Here is an 18,692-nt window from a genome sequence, read left to right as displayed (position 1 = left end):
CGGAGGGTGTCCTGCCATGGCCGACACCGTGAGTCACACGCAGTACGAGACGTACGAGGGCGGCAGTCCGGAGGCCGAGCGGGTGGTCTTCGACGAGCTGGCGCGGCAGTTGATGGCCGTGCAGCTGAAGAACAGGGGCAGCGGGGCGCACGGGGTCGACCGGGCCTTTCACGCGAAGGCGGTGCTGGGGGTGGAGAACGCCCGGGTGCGGTTCGACGAGTCGCTGCCCGCGGCGCTGGCCTCGGGGTGGGTGCAGCCGGGCGCGCAGTATCCGGCGGTGGTGCGGCTGTCGAACGCGAGCGGTACGGCACAGCCGGACATCTCGCCCGATCTGCGGGGAATCGCCGTACGGGTGGAGGTCTCCGCGGAGGAGACCCACGATCTGCTGGCGACGAACTTCCCGGTTTCGCACGCGCGTGACGCGCGGGAGTTCGTGGCGTTCGCCAAGGCGATGGCGGGGGCCCGCAACCCGGTGCAGAAGGCGTTCGGGCTGCTGGTGAAGCTGCCGCTGGCGGTGGGCTGGAGTACGGCCGCGCGGATGCGCCGCAACGTGCAGACCGCCACCCGGCACGTGGTCGGGTCGCTGGCGCGGGAGACGTACTGGAGCCGTGGCGCGATCATGTGGGGCGAGGCCGGTCCGGTCCGCTACCAGCTGCGGCCCGCGCCGGGCGGCGCCCCCGCGCCGCGCCCGGACCGGCACGACCCCGATCTGCTGCGCCATGAGCTGGCGGGGCGGCTGGCGCTGGCCGACGTCGAGTTCGAGCTGTGCGTACAGCGGTTCGTGAACGAGAAGCGCACGCCGGTCGAGGACGGCGCGGCGCGGTGGCGGGAGGCGGACGCGCCGGTGGTCCCGGTGGGGCGGCTGGTCATTCCGCGGCAGGACGTGACGACCGCCGAGGCCCGGGCCGCGGCCCGCCGGGTGGAGGCGTCGGCGTTCAACCCATGGCACACGACGGACGAATTCCGCCCGCTGGGCAACCTGAACCGGGCGCGCAAGGCCGCCTACCGGGCGAGCGCCGGGCACCGGCTCGGCACCCGGTTCCGTACGGAGGAGCCGCTGCGCAACACCGTGCTGGGCGTGCCGGTGCGGGCGGCCTTCCGGGCCGTCAACCGGTACGTGCCGTGGCACCGGCTGCCGCTGAACCTGAGCCTGCTGAACCTGGTCGCGCTGCGGCAGGCGCTGCGCCGGTTCAACCTCATCGACACGGAGATCCCCGAGGCGCCGCCGCAGGCCGTGCCGGTGCCGGAGACGGTGGACGAGGGCGCGCGGACGGCCCGTACGTACGACGGCTCCTCCACCGACCTGTCCGAGCCGCGGATGGGCGCGATCGGCTCCACCTTCGGCCGCAACCTCGCGCCGGTGCACCGGCCCGACCTGTACGACGTGCCGAACCCGGTCACCGTCGCCCGTGAGCTGCTGCACCGCACGTCGTTCCGGCCGGCGTCCTCGCTGAACATCCTGGCCGCCGCGTGGATCCAGTTCCAGGTGCACGACTGGGTCAACCACCGGCGGTACAAGACGGGCGACCGGTCGGTGGAGATCCCGATGCCGCCCGGCAGCGCCTGGACCAACACGCCGGGCGGCCCGCCCGAGGACGTGATGCGGTTCGCCGAGAACATCGGTGTACGGCGGCCGGGTGAACCGCCGCTGCTGTTCACCAACACCACCTCGCCGTGGTGGGACGGCTCGGAGGTGTACGGCGGCGACGAGGCGACCGCGCGGTCGCTGCGCGAGCCGGACGGCCCGAAGCTGCGCCTTGAGGACGGGCACCTGCCGCTCGGCGGCAACGGCATCCCGCTCACCGGCTTCAACGAGAACTGGTGGCTGGGCCTGAGCGTCATGCACACGCTCTTCGCGCGGGAGCACAACGCGCTGTGCGACGCGCTGCACGCCGAGTACCCGACCATGGGCCAGGACCGGATTTACCACACCGCCCGGCTGATCGTCTCGGCGCTCATCGCGAAGATCCACACCGTGGAGTGGACCCCGGCGATCCTCGCCACCGAGGCCATCGATGTCGGTCTGAAGACGAACTGGCAGGGCCCGCCGGACAACTGGCTGAGCAAGCTGGGCCTGTGGCTGGTCGAGGCACACGCGCTGCGCGGCATCCCCGAGACGCTGCCGGACCACCACAAGGTGCCGTACTCCCTCACCGAGGACTTCGTCACCGTCTACCGGATGCACCCGCTGATCCCCGACGACTACGAGCTGCGCGAGCACCGCTTCGGGCAGCGCCTGGAGAGCGTCACGTTCGACGACATCCAGGGCACCGCGGCCGAGGGCATGGCCCGCAAGACCGGCCTGACCGACACGCTGTACTCGCTGGGCATCGCCCACCCCGGCGCGATCACGCTGCACAACTACCCGAAGGCGCTGACCCACTTCGAGCGGGACGGGGAGATCATCGACCTGTCGGTGGTCGACCTCGCCCGGACCCGGCGGCGCGCGGTGCCGCGCTACAACGACTTCCGTGCCGGGCTGCACAAGGGGCGGGTGCGCCGCTTCGAGGACATCAGCTCCGATCCGGAGACGGTGGCGCGGCTCCGGGAGGTCTACCGCGACGTCGACGAGGTCGACACGATGGTGGGGCTCTTCGCGGAGAACCCGCCGGAGGGCTTCGGCTTCAGCGACACCGCCTTCCGGATCTTCATCCTGATGGCGACCCGCCGTATCCAGTCGGACCGGTTCCTGACCGTCGACTTCCGGCCGGAGCTCTACACCCCGCTCGGCATGGACTGGATCGCGCGCGGCGGGATGAACTCGGTCATCCTGCGGCACTGCCCCGAGCTGGCGGCGATGCTGCCGCGCGACGCGAGCGCCTTCGCGCCCTGGCGGCCGGTGCTGCCGGAGCGCGGCGACGGCGCGGGCGCGTGACCTGACCGGCGCGCACCCCGGCCGCGGTGGCCGGGGTGCGCGGGCCCGGCGGGAACCCAGCGGAAAAAGGGCAGGAGGCGCCCGATAACCTCCTCCCGTGGAGGAGAACACGCCCGCGCGGTTCGAGCGCGGTACGGACGGCCCGAAGGTCATCGTCGTCGGCGTCGACGGGTCGGACTCGTCGTGGCGCGCCGCCGCCTACGCGGCGGGGCTGGCCCGCCGGCAGGGCTCCAAGCTGGCCCTGGTGTACGTACAGCCGGTGCTGCCGGCCGGGGCCGCCATGGGGGCGCCGGTCGTGGACGCCACCAACGAGGTCGCCGAGGAGCTGATGACGGAGATCCGCGCGGCGACGGAGCGGGTGCGCGGGACGTACGACCTGCGCTGGGAGTTCCACACGCTGCGCGGCGACCCGTACTCGGGCATGGTGCAGATGGCCGACGAGCTGACGGCGGACGCCGTGGTGGTGGGCGCCTCGGAGTCCGCCGGGCACCGGATCATGGGATCGGTGGCGGTACGGCTGGTCAAGGCGGGGCGGTGGCCGGTGACGGTGGTTCCGTAGCGGCACTGCGGAGCAGCCTGGCCTCAAGGGCGAATTCCAGCCACCCCGCCGACCGAAATGCAAACCTCAACCATATTGGTCTGGACCACACGGGCAGGGGCGGTCTAGGGTCCCTTCCGTACGGAGCACCCGGCCGTACGGTTCCCGCTTTGCTCCCCCGCCAGCTCTGCCCCTGGGACCGGTCCATGATCGAAATCGTGGTCGTACTCCGGGTCGAGGACGCCGTCCTCGACTTCCTCTCCGTCCTGACCGACCCCGACCCCGGCGGCGGCCCGGCCGCCGTGGTCCTCGCCGACCGCGGCGACATCCTCCCGCTGCCCGCCGGGCTGCCGCCCGCCGAACGCCTCGCGCTGCTCACGCCGTACGTACGGTCCGCCGAGGACGACGCCGCCTCGCCCGGCCCCGACGCCCTCGCCGACCTCGTACGCCGCGCCGCCGACGGCCACTCGGCGCGCGTGTGGACCCACTCGCCCGCCGACAACCGGCGCAGCCGGGGCCGCGTCGGCCGGGACACCGCCGTCGCCTGCGCCGGACTGGCGGACGCCGCCGGGCAGGCCGGCAGCACTCCGGTGCTGACCGTGCGGCACGCCGTCGGCTACTCCCCCTTCCTCCAGTTCGTCAGCGACCTCGACCGCCCGCTCGGCCGCGCACAGGTCGCCGCCAAACTCGACTTCGTCAACAGCGCGGCCGCCGGGCTGCTCGACACGCCGTCGCCCCAGTTCATGGTGCAGACGCCCCGCATCCCGGCCGCCGAGCGGTTCTTCGCCGCCGGTCCCGACGAGCGCGAACGGCTCTTCGCGCTGCTGGCCAGCCTGGACGACGAGGCCGCCGCGGTGGTGGACCCGTGGGAGTTCGCCACGTCGCCGTACGAGGCCCGGCGGCTGGACGCGACCGCCGCGTGGGTGCGGCGGCACTGCGCGCCCGGCGGGCCGCCGCTGGTGGAAGTCGGCGCCTGTGAGGGCGCGTTGACGTCCCGGCTCGCGGCGGACGGCTTCTCGGTATATGCCACCGAGCCCAACCCGCACTTCCGGTCGCGGCTCACCGCCGCGCAGACCGGCGCCACGGCCGTCCGGATCGGCGCCGAGGACCTGGCGGAGCTGGCCAAGGGCGGCCCGGCCGGGGCCGCGTACTTGCTGATCGAGATGCTCTACTACGGCCAGGACCCGGCGCTCCTCGACGACCTGCCCACCGACCTGCTGTTCCTCGCCCTGGAGCCGGAGGCGCTGGAGACGCGGCTGCGGCCGTGGCTCGCCGCCTCCGCGGTGTGGCGGACGGTCGAGGAGACCCGGCTCGTCGCGCCCCGGGTGGAGACGGTCTGCGGCGGCCGGGCGTACCTGAGCAAGCGCGGCAGCGTCGGGCTGGTGCTGCGCCGCACCGACGGCTGACAGATCCCCCACCGGGTCGCACCCGACCGCCGTCCCGTTCCGCACGGCTGCCGCCGTTCCCCCGTACCGGAAGGCCCTCCATGCGCGCCGACACAGCCCTGGTCAACGCCTGCCTGCTCCCCGCCTACGCGGGCCGTTCGCCCGCCGACTGGATTCTGCGCGCGGCGGACGAGGGACTGGCGGGCGTCGGCCTGTTCGGGACCAACTTCCCGCCGGGCGCCGGGTCGTTGCGCGAGGAGGTCACCGGGCCGCTCCGCGCGGCCCGCCCGGACCTGCTGATCGCGCTGGACGAGGAGGGCGGTGACGTGACCCGGCTCGACTACCGCCGGGGCAGCGTCCACCCGGGCAACCACGCCCTCGGAGCCGTGGACGACGTAGCGCTCACCCGGCAGGTGGGCGCGGCGATCGCCCACGACCTGCGGGCCGAGGGCGTCAACCTCTGCCTGGCGCCCTGCGCCGACGTCAACTCGCGCCCGGACAACCCCATCATCGGCGTCCGCTCCTTCGGCGACCGGCCGGACCTCGTGGCCCGCCATACCGCCGCGTGTGTCCAGGGCCTCCAGGAACTGGGCGTGGCCGCCACCGTCAAGCACTTCCCGGGCCACGGCGACACCCGTACCGACTCGCATTCCGCGCTGCCGGACATCGACCGGGACGCCGCGTCCCTGGAGGCGCTGGACCTGCCTCCGTTCCGCGCCGGCATCGCGGCCGGTGTCAAGGCGGTGATGACCGGTCACATCCGGCTCTCGCGCCTGGACGGCCTGCCCGCGACGCTGAGCCGCCGGATCGTCACCGGCCTGCTGCGCGAGCGGCTCGGCTACCGGGGCGTGGTGATGACCGACGCGCTGGAGATGGCGCCGATCGTGCGGCGCTGGGGGTACGGCGGTGCCGCGGTCGCCGCGCTGGCCGCGGGCGCCGACCTCGTGGTGCTCGGCGCGACCGACGGCGAGAAGCTGCTGCCCGAGGTGCACGACGCCGTCCAGGAGGCGCTGGTCCGGGGAACGCTGACCCTGGAGCGGGTGGCGGAGGCCGCCTGCCGGGTGGCGTCGCTGCGGGCCTGGGCCGACCCGGCCCGGCGCGCCGGAGCGTACGCCGGGCCGCGGCTGTCCGGCGGCGCTCCCGTCGGTCTGGTCGCCGCCCGCCGCGCCCTGCTCGTGCACGGCGTCCCCCGGGCGGCCGACGGGCGCCGGGTGCACACCGTACGGCTGGCGACCGTGGCCAACATGGCGGTGGGCGAGGCGCCGTGGGGGCTGGACGCCCCGCTCCGGGGCCTCGGGGCGCTGGCCTCCGCCACCGACGTGGCGCCGGGCGCCGAGCCGTCCGCGGCCGGTCTGCCTCCGGACGACGGCGGCGCGCTCGCGGTGGTGGTCCGGGACGCGGAGCGCGACCCCTGGCAGCGCGCCGTCCTGCGGGCGCTGCGGTCCCGGCGCCCGGATCTGATCACCGTGGACATGGGCCTGGCCCCGGCCCGGCCGCTGCCCGACGACGTCCCGACGACGCTGTTCACCCGGGGCGCCGGGCTGGCCAACGCCACCGCGGCGGCGGAGTACCTGTCGGGCCGCACCTGGCGCGGCCCGCTGCGCACATGACCGGCGTCCGCCTCCCGGCCGGGGGCACGGACCGCGCGACCGGGCGCGGACAGGGGACGACCGGGTGCGGACAAGGGGCGACCGGGCACGGACAAGGAGTGAGCAGCGTGTACGACCACTGCGTGGGCCTCGGCTACCACTGCGAGTCCACGTACCAGATCCGCCGTATCACCGGTGTCACCCGCGCCCACTTCTTCGACTGGCTGGACCTCGACTTCGAGTCGGTGGTGGAGGCCGTCGCGGACGACTTCCGCAACGTGCTGCGCCCCGGCCTGGTCGAGCCGTTCGACGAGGGGCGGTGCGCGCTGGACCGCGGCAGCGACATCCGCTTCTACCACGAGTTCCACCCCGCGGCCGGAGCCGGGACACCCGTCACCCAGCGCGACATCGACGACCAACTTCCGCGCGTACAGGCCAAGTTCTCCGCACTGGCCGGGCGCTGGCGGGAGCTGGCCGGCTCCGGCGCGCGGGTGCTGTACGTCCACCACGACGCCTGGGACGAGCTGACCGCCGCCGACCTGCGCCGGCTCCGCGCGGTGCTCGCGGCCCAGCACCCCGGCCACCGCTTCGACCTGCACTGGCTGCGCCGCACCGCACCGCCGGACGCCGGCCGGCTCGGACCCGGCATCACCTGGGGCACCGTCGCCGCCGCGCCCGGCCGCTGGCAGGGCGACGACGCCGCGTGGGACGCGGCCCTCGCCCCCGTACTCACCACCGCACCGCCCTCGCACTAAGGAACCCGCACCAAGAACCTCGCGCTAAGGAACCCGCATGACGCCTCCCCCGCCACGCACCGTCATCCTCTCCCCGCACTTCGACGACGCCGCCCTCTCCCTGGCCGGTCTGATCCCCCGGCTTCCCGCCCCCGTCACCGTGGTGACCGTCTTCGGCGGCGCGCCCGCCGCCCAGCACGCCGTCTCCTGGTGGGACAGCACCTGCGGCTTCTCCACCGCCGCCGAGGCCCACCGCGCCCGGCTCGCCGAGGACGCGCGGGCCGCGGACCTGCTCGGCGTGGACCAGGCCGTCCTGGACCACCCCGACGGCCCCTACGGCACAGGCGACGAACTGACGGGCATAGACGCCTACTTGAGCGCCCTGCCGACACCTTTCCCGCTCGTCCTGCTGCCCATCGGCACCAACCAGCCCGACCACACGCGGGTGCGCGACCGCGCCCTGCGCGTCCTGGACGGGCTGGGCGCGCCGCTGCCGCTGCTGTACGCCGACCTCCCGTACACCGGCCACCTGCCCGAGTGGGGCACCCCGGACACCGACCGCGCCCTCGGCGACGACCCGACGTACGGGCTTTCCTACCAGGACCTGCTGACCCGCTACGACCTCGATGTCGCCCACGATCTCGTGCTGGACGATGCCGAGTGGGCCCGCAAGCGGGAGGCGGTGCTCTGCTACGGCTCGCAGCTCGCGCCGCTGGCCGCCGACCACGGAAGTGTGCTGGCCCGGCGCGGGCCACTGCGCGCCGAGCGCGTCTGGTCGACGGTACGCCGCCCGCAGCCCGCCGGGGCGGACGCGTGACCGCGCCGCCGCCCGTCCTGGAGGCGCACGGTCTGGTCAAGGAGTACCGCCGGGGCCGGGTCGTGGACGGCGTGCGGCTGGTCGTGCGCGAGGGCGAGCGGGTCGGTCTGCTCGGCCCGAACGGCGCGGGCAAGACCACCACGCTGCTGATGTGCCTGGGCGCGGTCGAGCCGGACGCCGGCAGCGTCCACGTCCTGGGCCACCGGGTGCCCGCCGGGCGGTCGGCCGCCATGCGCGGCGTCGGCTTCGCGGCCGGTTATCTGCCGCTGCCCGACCGGCTGCGGGTTCGCGAGTACCTGCGGCTGTACGCGGACCTGTACGGGCTGCGCGCCCCGCGCGCGGCGGTGGAGAACGCCCTGGAGCACTTCGGCATCGGCCACCTGGCCTCCGCCATCGGCACCGAGCTGTCCAGCGGCCAGCGCACCCTGGTCGGCATCGCCAAGGCGTCCCTGCACACACCCCGGCTGCTGGTCCTGGACGAGCCCACCGCGGCGCTGGACCCGGACATCGCCCTGCGGGTACGCACCGGCCTGCTGGACCTGTGCGCCCGGCACGGCACCGCGCTGCTGGTCACCAGCCACGACATGGTCGAGGTGGAGCGGCTGTGCGAGCGGGTGGTGTTCCTGGCGGCCGGGCGGGTGACCGCGGACGGCACTCCGGAGGAGGTGGCGCGGCAGTACGCGCAACAGGACCTGGAAGGAGTCTTCCTGCACTTGGCGGAGGAACGGGACCGCGAGCGCGCCGGGCGGGACCGGGAAGGGGCCGGTGCCGTATGAGTGCCACCGAGGCCCCGGACCTGCGCGAGCTGCGCGGTCCCGCCGCGGCCAGTGCGCACCGCGTCGGCGCGGTCGCCCGCCGCCACTGGCTGGTGCTGCGCCGCAGCCCGCACCGGATCTTCGACGTGCTGGTCTGGCCGGTCGTCGACACGCTGCTGTACGGCTCGATCGGCCTGTTCGCCGCGAAGGCGGCCGGCGGCGGTACGGGGGCGGGCGGGGGCTCCGCGGAGCTGGGCACCGCCCCCACGCTCGCGGTCTTCCTGCTCAGCGGCACCGTGCTGTGGCACCTGGTCCACCAGACGCAGATCTCCCTGGCCACCGGCTTCCTGGAGGAGACCTGGTCACGCAATGTGATCGGGCTGCTCACCACCCCGCTGCGCGGCTGGGAGTACCTGGCCGGGGTAGGCCTCTTCGCCCTTGTCCGTACGGCGCTGAGCACCCTCGCCGTGGCCTCGCTGGCCTTCGCCGCGTACGCCTTCGACGTGACGACGCTGGGGCTGGGCTTGATCCCCGTCGCGGCGCTGCTGCTGCTCTGCGGCTGGGCGGTGGCCCTCGCGGTGGTGGGTCTGGTGCTGCGCTACGGCAGCGGCGCCGAAGCCCTGGTCTGGGGCGGGCTGTCGGTGGTGATGCCCCTGTCCGGGGTGTTCTATCCGGTCTCGACCCTCCCGGCGCCGCTCCGCCCGGTCGCCGAGGCCCTGCCGACCACCCATGTCTTCGCGGCCGGGCGCGCGCTGACCGGGGACGGGCCCACGCCGTGGCACGAGCTGGCCGTGGCCACCCTGGGCACCGCCGCGCTGCTGGTCCTGGCCCTGTTCTTCCTGGGCCGGATGCTGGCCTCGTTCCGCCGCCGGGGCCTGGTCACCCGGTACTCGTGACCCCGGGTCTTCAACGGCACGGCGCCCGCCCGGCCCCAGGTCCGGGCGGGTGCCGCGGGCCCGTGTCAGCCCTGCTCGGCGTCCTCCAGCCGGAAGCCGACCTTCAGCCCGACCTGGAAGTGCTCGATCGCCCCGTCGACGATGTGGCCGCGCACCTCCTTGACCTCGAACCAATCAAGGCCGCGCAACGTCTGGGCCGCGCGCTGGACGCCGTTGCGGATCGCGGCGTCCACGCCCTCCGGGGACGTGCCCACGATCTCCGTCACCCGGTACGTGTGATTCGTCATGACCGCTCCTTCAGCCTGCCGGTGTACGAGCCGACTGTCCGTGCTCACGCCCCGGGTGCCCGGATTCCCCGGTTCCACTCCGCCCCGCCGAAGGATCTCCTTCCCCTGCCGCCCCCGAAGGGCCATGATGATCGGCCGTCGGGGGACGACGGAGAGGAAGTGGTGTGGGCATGCGCGCGGGGCAGGGAGTGTGGCGGCGTAAACCGATCGAACTCATCCAGGAGACGGAAGGCGGCTCGGGCGAACAGCTCAACCGGGTGCTCGGGCTGTGGCAGCTGACGGCCATCGGCGTCGGCGGCATCATCGGCGCGGGCATCTTCACGCTGGCCGGGACCGTCGCCAACGGCAAGGCGGGACCCGCCGTCCTGCTGTCCTTCCTGGTGGCGGGCGTGGCCAGCGCCGCGGCGGCGTTCTCGTACGCGGAGTTCGCCGGACTCATCCCGAGGGCGGGCTCGGCGTACACCTACGGTTACGCGGTGCTCGGCGAGCTGGCGGGCTGGTTCATCGGCTGGGACCTGCTGCTGGAGTACACGGCGATCGTGGCGGTGGTCGCGATCGGCATCTCCGGCTATTTCAGTTTCCTGCTCGGCGAAATGGGGGTGGAGCTGCCCGCCTGGATGCTGGGGGCGCCGGGGACCGGCGAGGGGCACCGGGTGGACCTGTTCGCCGCGGCACTGTGCCTGCTCATCGCGTATCTGCTGACCCTGGGCATCAAGAACGCGGCGCGCTTCGAGACGATCGTCGTGGGCCTGAAGGTCCTGGTGGTGCTGCTGGTGGTCGGGGTGGGCTTCTTCCACATCAAGACGGGGAACTACACGCCGTTCTTCCCCTTCGGCGTCAGCGGTGCCTTCACGGGCGCGGCCACGGTCTTCTTCGCCGTGTTCGGGTATGACGCCATGAGCACCGCGGCGGAGGAGTCGAAGGACGCCCAGCGCCATATGCCGAAGGCGATCCTGTACTCGCTGCTGATCTCGATGGTGCTGTACGTGCTGGCCTGCCTGGTGCTCACCGGCATGCAGAACTACCGGGACATCGACCCGGAGAGCGGCTTCTCCACGGCGTTCAAGTCGGTGGGGCTGAGCAGCCTGGCCGATGTGATCGCGGTGGGCGCGATCATCGGCATTCTCACGGTGATGTTCACCTTCATGCTGGGTGTTACCCGGGTGTGGTTCTCGATGAGCCGCGACGGGCTGCTGCCGAAATGGTTCGCCAAGACCCATCCGCGGCGGCACGTGCCCACCCGGGTGACCTGGATCGTGGGCGTGGCCTCCGCCGCCATCGCGGGCTTCCTGCCGATCGGCGAGGCCGCCGAGCTGACCAACATCGGCATCCTGCTGGCGTTCGTGGTGGTGTGCGTCTCGGTGATCGTGCTGCGCTACAAGCGGCCCGACCTGCCGCGCACGTTCCGCACGCCCGGCATGCCGGTGGTGCCCGCGGTCGGGGTGGTCTTCTCGCTCTGGCTGATCACGTTCCTGGAGTGGCAGACCTGGGTGCGCTTCGCGGTGTGGTTCCTGATCGGCCTGGTCATCTACTTCGGGTACTCCTACCGGCGCTCCGAGCTGGCGGGGGCGGAGCGGGGGACCGACACCCCGGAGGACCGCGGAAAGCGGCTGTGACCTGCCCGTACACGGCTTTGCCGGATACGACGGAGCGCCCCGGGACCGTGGTCCTGGGGCGCTCTCGCGTGGGGCTGCGACCGTGGCCGTCCCGGCCCGGGCGGGTGGTCCCGGGCGGTGCGGTACGGGGGTCGCGGGTGCCGGTTCACCGGGCTCAGTACGCCGAGTTGACGTTGTCCATGGAGCCGTAGCGATGGGCGGCGTAGTTGGCGGCGGCCGTGATGTTGGCGACCGGGTCGAACAGGTCGTTGGCGGTGCCGTCGACGTGGTACTGCTCGAACGTCGGCTGGATCACCTGGAGCAGACCCTTGGACGGGATGCCGTTCTTGGCGTTGACGTCCCAGTCGTTGACGCTCTTCGGGTTGCCGCTGGACTCGCGCATGATGTTGCGGTGCAGGCCCTCGTAGGAGCCGGGGATGCCCTTCTCCTTCATGATGGCCAGCGACTCCTTGATCCAGCCGTCCAGGTTGTTCGCGTACTTCGGCTTGGCGGGCTCGACCGGCTTGCGGTCGGCGGCGCGGCTCGCGGCCTCCTTGGCCGTGTGGCCCTGGGCGGCCACGGCGGTGACCTTGACCGCGTCGGCGAGGGTGGTGGTCTCCTCGGCGTCCTTGGCGTCGCCGGGCTTCGACTCGGCGGCCTTGGCCTTCGCACCCGCGGGCTGGCCGTTCGCGGAGACCTTCTTGACGGCGGCCGGCGCGGCGGCGGCGTGCGCGTCACCGGTCGCGGCGGGGACCGTCAGGGCCGCGGTCGCACCGGCGGCGGCCAGCACGACGGCGGAGAGCTTGTGGGTCTTGGTCACGCGGACGGAGCGGAGCAGGGTGGGAGTGGGCATGCGGGGATTCCTCTTCCAATCACTGAAATGGACGGGCGGCAGCCATTGGCATGAGGTACGAGCAGGAAGCCACTGGCGGCACATGAACCGAGTGGCCTGACCGCGTATCCCCCGAGGGATTTACGCGAGCTCCATCCCGGCGCCTCACCAATGATTAGCGACGCCGAAATTGGAAAGCAATAGCGTCGTTCCGGGCCCGGGCTACGGCCCGCATACGTAGAAAGGACCGTCCGGCACCGTCTCAGTCCATGAGGCCCGGCCACGGCCGCCCGGCGCCCTTTTACTAAGCAGGGCCGTAAGGGACTGAAGTCCCGTGCCGCGCGTCACTTTCCGGGCCGGGCCCGGCAGTCGCCGAAACCCGCTTGAAATCGGGCCGTGCGGCGTTTTCCGGCTTTGTCGCGGAAGCCGTTGTGGTCCGCGTCACCCAATACCGCAGGGCGGCCCGAAAAGGTGGCGCCGGTCACTGGGAAAGGGTGGAAAGTGGCGCCGGTCACGAGCGGGAAAGGCATTGATCGGGGAAATCTATGAGCGCAATAGGTGCTCGGTAATGAAAAACGCGGCCGGCCTGGTGGCCGGCCGCGTGTGCGGCCCGTGCGGACTCCCCCGGAGGGCGTCCCGAGGCAGGAAACGGGCTCTCAGCCCTGGAGCGAGGTCCAGAACTCCTCGAAGGAGAGCTTGCCGTCCGCGTTCGCGTCCTTGGCCGCGATGACGGCCTCGGCGACCGGGCCGGTGACGTAGGGGTCGCCCATCTCCGCCATGGCCCGCTTGTACTCGTCCGCGGTGATCAGCCCGTCGCCGTCCGCGTCGAACCGGCTGAACGCGGCCTTGGCCGCCTCGATGTCTGCCACGGGGTGCCCCCTTGATGTCGGTGTCGCTGCATTGACCTGGGTACATTAACCGACTGTCACCGGGCCGCCGACCGCGCCCCGGCCCGCTCCTGCGCCGCAGGTCAGCCCGGGAGGCGCCGCGCCAGGTAGGCCGCCGTACGGCTGTCCGGCGACGCCGCCACCTCCGCCGGGGTGCCGGCCGCCACGATGCGCCCGCCCGCCGTGCCGCCGCCGGGACCGAGGTCGATGACGTGGTCGGCGCCCGCCACCACCCCCATGTCGTGCTCGACGACCACCACGGTGTTACCCGCGTCCACCAGCCCGTGCAGCTGCCGCAGCAGCACCTCGGTGTCGGCCGGGTGCAGGCCGGTGGTGGGCTCATCCAGCAGGTAGAGGGTGTGGCCGCGGTGGGCGCGCTGGAGCTCGGTGGCGAGCTTGATGCGCTGGGCCTCGCCTCCGGACAGCTCGGTGGCGGGCTGGCCCAGCCGCAGGTAGCCCAGGCCCACGTCCTGGAGTGTGCGCAGGCTGCGGGCGGCGGCCGGTACGTCGGAGAGGAAGTCCGCGGCGGTGTCCACCGTCATGCCGAGCACGTCGGCGACGGTGCGGCCGCGATAGGTGATCTCCAGGGTCTCCGGGTTGTAGCGGGCGCCGTGGCAGGCGGTGCAGGGCGCGTACGTACCGGGCAGGAAGAGCAGCTCAACGGCGACGAAGCCTTCGCCCTGGCAGGTCTCGCAGCGCCCGCTCGCGACGTTGAAGGAGAAGCGGCCCGCCGTGTAACCGCGGGCGCGGGCTTCGTCGGTGGCGGCGAAGACCTTGCGTACGGCGTCGAAGAGGCCGGTGTAGGTGGCGAGGTTGGAGCGCGGGGTGCGGCCGATGGGCTTCTGGTCGACGCGTACGAGGCGGTCGACCGCGTCCAGGCCCTTGGCCCCGGCGAGCCGGGCCCGGGTGGCGTCCTCCTCGTCCTCCTCCGGACCGGCGCCGAGGTGGTCCGTGACGGCGTCCGCGAGGACCCGGGTGACCAGCGTGGACTTGCCGGACCCGGAGACGCCGGTGACGGCCGTGAAGACACCGAGCGGGAAGGCGGCGTCCACGGACTGCAGGTTGTGCAGGGTGACGCCGTGCAGGGCCAGCTCCCCGGCGGGCTCGCGGGGCGGGCGCGCGGCCGGCGGCGCGTCGTCGAAGAGGAAGCGCCGGGTGGCGGACTCGGTGACCTGCGCGAGGTCCGCGACCGGCCCGCTGTGCAGGACCCGCCCGCCGTGCTCGCCCGCCTCGGGCCCGACGTCCACGATCCAATCCGCCTGCCGCACGACGTCCATGTCGTGCTCGACCACGAACAGCGTGTTGCCCGCTTCCTTGAGGCGGCCGAGGACGGTGAGCAGCGCCTCGGTGTCCGCCGGGTGGAGGCCCGCCGAGGGCTCGTCCAGGACGTACACCACGCCGAAGAGGCCGGAGCGGAGCTGGGTGGCCAGCCGTAGCCGCTGGAGTTCCCCGGCGGAGAGGGTGGGGGCCGCGCGGTCCATGCTGAGGTAGCCGAGGCCCAGCTCGGTGAGCACGTCGATACGGGCGACCAGGTCCCGGGCCAGGGCGGGCGCCACCCCTTCGTCCGCGGCCTCTGCCGTAGGCCGCAGCAGCCGGGTGAGGCCGCTGAGCGGCAGGCCGGACAGCTCGGCGATGTCGTGCCCCGCAAAGGTGACGGCCAGCGCTTCCGGCCGCAGCCGCCGCCCGCCGCAGGCAGGGCAGGGCGCGGAGACCAGGTACCGCTGGACGCGCTTGCGCAGCGTCTCGCTCTTGGAGTCGGCGAAGGTGTGCAGCACGTAGCGCTTGGCGCTCTGGTACTGGCCCTGGTACGGCCGGTGGATGCGGCCCGCTTCCCGTACGGGATGCACGGTGACGACGGGCTGCTCGTCGGTGAACAGGATCCAGTCCCGGTCGGCGGCCGGAAGGTCCCGCCACGGCTTGTCGATGTCGTGGCCGAGCGCGGCCAGCACGTCCCGCAGGTTCTTGCCCTGCCAGGCGCCGGGCCAGGCGGCGATGGCGCCGTCCCGGATGGACAGCGACGGATCCGGTACGAGGGACTCCTCGGTGACCCGGTGGACGCGGCCCAGGCCGTGGCACTCCGGGCAGGCGCCGGCGGCGGTGTTCGGGGAGAAGGCGTCCGAGTCCAGCCGTTCCGGCGCGTCCTGCGGATATGTCCCGGCGCGCGAGAAGAGCATGCGCAGGGTGTTGGAGAGGGTGGTGACGGTGCCGACGGAGGACCGGGAGGTGGGGGCCGAGCGCCGCTGTTCCAGGGCGACGGCGGGCGGCAGTCCGGTGATGTCCTCGACCTTCGGGGCGCCGACTTGGTGGATCAGGCGGCGCGCGTAGGGGGCCACCGACTCGAAGTAGCGGCGCTGCGCCTCGGCGTAGACGGTGCCGAAGGCCAGCGAGGACTTGCCGCTGCCGGACACACCGGTGAACACCGTGACGGTGTCCCGCGGGATGTCCACGTCGACGTTGCGGAGGTTGTGCTCACGGGCGCCGCGCACCCGGACGTACGAGTCGGTCATGCCTTCCATGATCGGTCACCGTCCGACGGCGGCGCGCGGGCCCGTCCCCGTGGTCGGGGTCGGGATCGGGGACGGGCCCGCGGCGGCCGTCACGCGAGGGCGTTGCGCAGGCCCTCGCGGGCCTCTTCCCACGGCGCGGGCGTGGCGATCAGCGCCCGCAGGCCCCTGACCAGGCGCGGCGGCAGGCCGATCGCCAGCACGCCGGTGGCCAGGCCGTCGCGCCCGTAGAGGGCGACGGCCTTCCTGGAATCCGGGTCCACGACCGTGGCCTCGGACCGGTCGGCGCCGGCGAGCACGCCGTATGCCTGGAGCTTCAGGCCGTACTGGTCGGACCAGAAGTACGGCACGGGCGTGAAGGGGCGGCGCTCGCGGCCCGCGGCGGGGGCCAGTGCCTCGTCCCCCTCCAGGGCCTCCTCCAGTTCGGCGAGGAGGTTGCGGGCGGCGGCCATGCCCTGCTCGGTGGCGTTCATCCGGTGCTCGACGCGCAGGTCGCGGCCGTGCACCGGGTGCTGCCAGCGGGCCACGTCACCGGCGGCGTAGACGCCGGGCGCGGCGGCGCAGTACGCGTCGCAGCGCAGGCCATCGGTGGTGTCCAGGGCCGGGTCGCCGTGCAGCCAGCCGACGGCGGGCTCGGAGCCGATGGCGACGAGGACGGTGTCGGCGGGCAGCCGGGTGCCGTCGGCCAGCCGTACGGCGGTCACCTGCCGCGCCGGACCGTCCCCGTCCGCCTCGAAGCCGTCGACGGCCGCGATGCGCAGCTGGACGCCGCGCTCCCGGTGCTCGGCCGCCAGCAGCTCGCCGATCTCCGTACCGACCGTACGGGCCATCGGCAGCGCCTCGCGCCCGACGAGCGTGACCTCGTGGCCCAGCTCGCGGGCCACCGCGGCGGCCTCGCAGCCCAGCACGCCGTTGCCGACGACGACCAGACGGTGGCCGCCGGTGCCGGACAGCCGCTCCTTGAGGGCGAGCGCGTCCTCCAGGGTGCGCAGCGTGTGCACGCCGTCGAGTCCGGCCGCCTCCGGGAGGGTGCGGGCCGCGACGCCGGTCGCGACGATCACGCCGTCGCAGGCCAGCCGCTCGCCGCCGTCCAGGGTGAGGGTGCGGGTCGCGGTGTCCAGGCCGGTGGCCCGGGTGCCCAGGCGCAGGTCGAGGCCGAGCGCGTCGAGCTGGTCGGCGGCGCGCAGGTGCAGCTTGTCGGGCTGCCAGGCGCCCTGGAGGAGCTGCTTGGACAGCGGCGGACGGTCGTACGGCGGGTGGGGCTCGTCACCGACGAGGGTCAGGGTGCCGGTCCAGCCGAAGCGGCGCAGGGCCTCGGCGGCGGCGAGACCCGCCGCCGAGGCGCCCACGACGGCGATGCGGCGGGGGCTCACTCGTGGACCTGGATGACCGCGGCCGGGCAGATGGCGGCGGCCTCGCGGACCGCGTCGTGCTGGTCGGCGGGCGGTGCGGCGTCCAGGAGGACGACGATGCCGTCCTCGTCACGCTGGTCGAAGACCTCGGGGGCGACCAGGACGCACTGTCCGGCGGCGCAGCACTTGTCGGCGTCGAGGGTGATGTTCATGGCAGGGGACTCCTGACGGCAGGCGGGGCGGGGAAGAAGGGGTGTCACCAGGTGACGGGCAGGGTGTGGCAGCCGTAGATCGCCATGTCGCTGCGGAACGGGATCTCGTCCACGGGGACCGCGGGCCGCATCTGCGGGAAGCGGCGCAGCAGGGTGGCGATGACGACCTGGAGCTCGACGCGGGCCAGGGCCTGGCCGAGGCACTGGTGGATGCCGTAGCCGAAGGCGACGTGGTGCTGGGCGTTGGGGCGGCACACGTCGAGCGCGTCGGGGTCCGCGAAGACCTCGGGGTCGCGGTTGGCGGACGGCACGGCCGCCACCACGCCCTCCCCGGCCCGGATGAGCTGTCCGGCGATCTCGATGTCCTCGGTGGCGACGCGGCGCGGCCCGTTGCGGATGATGCTGTGGAAGCGCAGCAGCTCCTCGACGGCGCCGCGGATCAGCTGCGGCTCGGCGCGCAGCCGGTCCGCGGTCTCCCGGTCGCGCATCAGGGTCAGCGCGCTCAGGCCGATCATGTTGGCGGTGGTCTCGTGACCCGCGACGAGCAGCAGGCCGGCGAAGGCCACCACGTCGTCGTGGGTGATCTCGCCCGGGACCTGCTGCTCGGTGATCAGGCGACCGAGGATGTCGTCACCGGGCGCCGCCTCCTTGGCGCTCACCAACTGGTGCAGGTAGGCGCGCAGTTCGGCCCGCGCGCTCTCCCTCTCCTCGTGGCCGACCGTACGGGACAGCAGGGTGCCGGTGAGCCGCTGGAAGACCTCGTGGTCGTCGTACGGGACGCCGAGCAGCAGGCTGATGACGAGCGAGGGCACCGGCAGGGCCAGCGCCTCGACGAGGTCCACTTCCTGGCCGGCGCGCTGCTCCATGGCGTCGCACAGCTCGTCGGTCAGGCGCTGGATCTCCGGGCGCATGGCCTCGACGCGCTTGACCATGAATTCCCGGGTGACCATGCGGCGCAGCCGGGTGTGCTCGGGCGGGTCCATGCGGATGAAGCCGCGGTGTTCGGTGGTGGCGCCGCCGGTCATGCCGCTGAGCGGGTAGCCGGGGCGGGTGGTGTCGGAGCTGAACCGGGTGTCGCCGAGGATGGCGCGGATGTCGGCGTAGCGGGTGGCGAGCCACGCCTCGGTGCCGTCCGGCAGGGAGATCTTCGACAGCGGTGCCTCGGTGCGCAGCCGCGCGAACTCGGCGGGCGGGTCGAACGGGCAGCCCTGCGGCGGCTGCACGGGCAGCGCCGGGGCGGCGGCTGCGGGGGCCGCCACGGAGGGCGCCGTGGGGGCGGGGGAAGCGGGAGAGGGGGTCATGTCGCTCCTTGGGAGCACGCGGGCAGGGGCGTGCGCCCGGTGTCGGACGTTCACCTAACGCCCGTAAACTTACATGCGTAATGCACGGGCGCGACGGCCGGGGGTGGGGTGGGTGCGCGGGCGCCGCGGCGTC

Annotated in this window: 16 protein-coding genes; 9 read left to right on the top strand and 7 right to left on the bottom strand. The window is 73.4% G+C overall.

From position 1 onward, the window contains the following. The first annotated feature begins 16 nt into the window (after positions 1-16). The 8 genes from IH45_RS0123475 to IH45_RS0123440 all read left to right on the top strand — a co-directional run bounded on the left by IH45_RS0123475 (position 17) and on the right by IH45_RS0123440 (position 9,589). A complete protein-coding gene (locus IH45_RS0123475) occupies positions 17-2,875 on the top strand; it encodes a peroxidase family protein (RefSeq protein ID WP_030671777.1) in 2,859 nt (952 codons plus the stop codon). 97 nt (positions 2,876-2,972) lie between these two features. After that, on the top strand, positions 2,973-3,434 hold the full coding sequence (locus tag IH45_RS0123470; protein WP_030671775.1) for a universal stress protein: 462 nt from the start codon (positions 2,973-2,975) through the stop codon (positions 3,432-3,434). Positions 3,435-3,619: 185 nt separating this feature from the next. Continuing rightward, entirely contained in the window at positions 3,620-4,819 is a 1,200-nt protein-coding gene (locus IH45_RS0123465) for a hypothetical protein (RefSeq protein ID WP_030671772.1), read from the top strand. Between the two features lie 80 nt (positions 4,820-4,899). After that, positions 4,900-6,408: a glycoside hydrolase family 3 protein gene (locus IH45_RS0123460; RefSeq protein ID WP_030671770.1), complete on the top strand. Its 1,509-nt coding sequence runs from the start codon at positions 4,900-4,902 to the stop codon at positions 6,406-6,408. A gap of 107 nt (positions 6,409-6,515) precedes the next feature. Then, positions 6,516-7,142 (top strand): DUF1796 family putative cysteine peptidase, encoded by a 627-nt coding sequence (locus IH45_RS0123455; protein WP_030671768.1) that lies wholly within the window; start codon positions 6,516-6,518, stop codon positions 7,140-7,142. A 37-nt stretch (positions 7,143-7,179) separates the two neighbouring features. Further along, a complete protein-coding gene (locus IH45_RS0123450) occupies positions 7,180-7,938 on the top strand; it encodes a PIG-L deacetylase family protein (protein ID WP_030671765.1) in 759 nt (252 codons plus the stop codon). Next, complete coding sequence (locus IH45_RS0123445) at positions 7,935-8,714, top strand: ABC transporter ATP-binding protein (protein ID WP_030671763.1); 780 nt, start codon at positions 7,935-7,937, stop codon at positions 8,712-8,714. Before IH45_RS0123450 ends, IH45_RS0123445 begins: the two co-directional genes overlap by 4 nt. Further along, positions 8,711-9,589, top strand: a complete 879-nt coding sequence (locus IH45_RS0123440) for an ABC transporter permease (RefSeq protein WP_050515106.1) — start codon at positions 8,711-8,713, stop codon at positions 9,587-9,589. The genes IH45_RS0123445 and IH45_RS0123440 overlap by 4 nt, the downstream gene beginning before the upstream one ends. A 65-nt stretch (positions 9,590-9,654) precedes the next feature. Here the strand turns inward: IH45_RS0123440 and IH45_RS0123435 are convergent, their stop codons facing one another. Further along, on the bottom strand, positions 9,655-9,876 hold the full coding sequence (locus IH45_RS0123435; RefSeq protein ID WP_030597355.1) for a dodecin: 222 nt from the start codon (positions 9,874-9,876) through the stop codon (positions 9,655-9,657). A 170-nt stretch (positions 9,877-10,046) separates the two neighbouring features. Between IH45_RS0123435 and IH45_RS0123430 the strand changes: the two genes are divergently transcribed. Continuing rightward, complete coding sequence (locus tag IH45_RS0123430; RefSeq protein WP_030671757.1) at positions 10,047-11,492, top strand: amino acid permease; 1,446 nt, start codon at positions 10,047-10,049, stop codon at positions 11,490-11,492. A gap of 154 nt (positions 11,493-11,646) precedes the next feature. On the opposite strand, the gene IH45_RS0123425 is transcribed toward IH45_RS0123430, so the two are convergent. From IH45_RS0123425 to IH45_RS0123400, 6 genes are all read right to left on the bottom strand, one after another. After that, positions 11,647-12,324: a transglycosylase SLT domain-containing protein gene (locus IH45_RS0123425; RefSeq protein ID WP_030671754.1), complete on the bottom strand. Its 678-nt coding sequence runs from the start codon at positions 12,322-12,324 to the stop codon at positions 11,647-11,649. Between the two features lie 635 nt (positions 12,325-12,959). Then, complete coding sequence (locus IH45_RS0123420) at positions 12,960-13,172, bottom strand: EF-hand domain-containing protein (protein WP_030671751.1); 213 nt, start codon at positions 13,170-13,172, stop codon at positions 12,960-12,962. Between the two features lie 101 nt (positions 13,173-13,273). Next, positions 13,274-15,697 carry an excinuclease ABC subunit UvrA gene (gene uvrA, locus IH45_RS0123415; RefSeq protein WP_107058702.1) on the bottom strand — a complete coding sequence of 808 codons (2,424 nt, stop codon included), beginning with the start codon at positions 15,695-15,697 and terminating at the stop codon, positions 13,274-13,276. Positions 15,698-15,786: 89 nt separating this feature from the next. Then, positions 15,787-17,067, bottom strand: coding sequence for an NAD(P)/FAD-dependent oxidoreductase (locus IH45_RS0123410; protein WP_030671746.1), 1,281 nt, complete (start codon positions 17,065-17,067; stop codon positions 15,787-15,789). Beyond that, positions 17,064-17,258 carry a ferredoxin gene (locus tag IH45_RS0123405; RefSeq protein ID WP_030671744.1) on the bottom strand — a complete coding sequence of 65 codons (195 nt, stop codon included), beginning with the start codon at positions 17,256-17,258 and terminating at the stop codon, positions 17,064-17,066. Before IH45_RS0123405 ends, IH45_RS0123410 begins: the two co-directional genes overlap by 4 nt. Before the next feature lie 44 nt (positions 17,259-17,302). Then, positions 17,303-18,559, bottom strand: a complete 1,257-nt coding sequence (locus IH45_RS0123400) for a cytochrome P450 (protein ID WP_030671740.1) — start codon at positions 18,557-18,559, stop codon at positions 17,303-17,305. Positions 18,560-18,692 lie beyond the last annotated feature (133 nt).

Origin of the sequence: Streptomyces rimosus subsp. rimosus (assembly GCF_000720725.1) — a bacterium.
GTDB lineage: Bacteria > Actinomycetota > Actinomycetes > Streptomycetales > Streptomycetaceae > Streptomyces > Streptomyces rimosus_A.
Note: the sequence above shows the minus strand (reverse complement) of the source record. Positions and strands in the feature narration are given on the sequence as shown.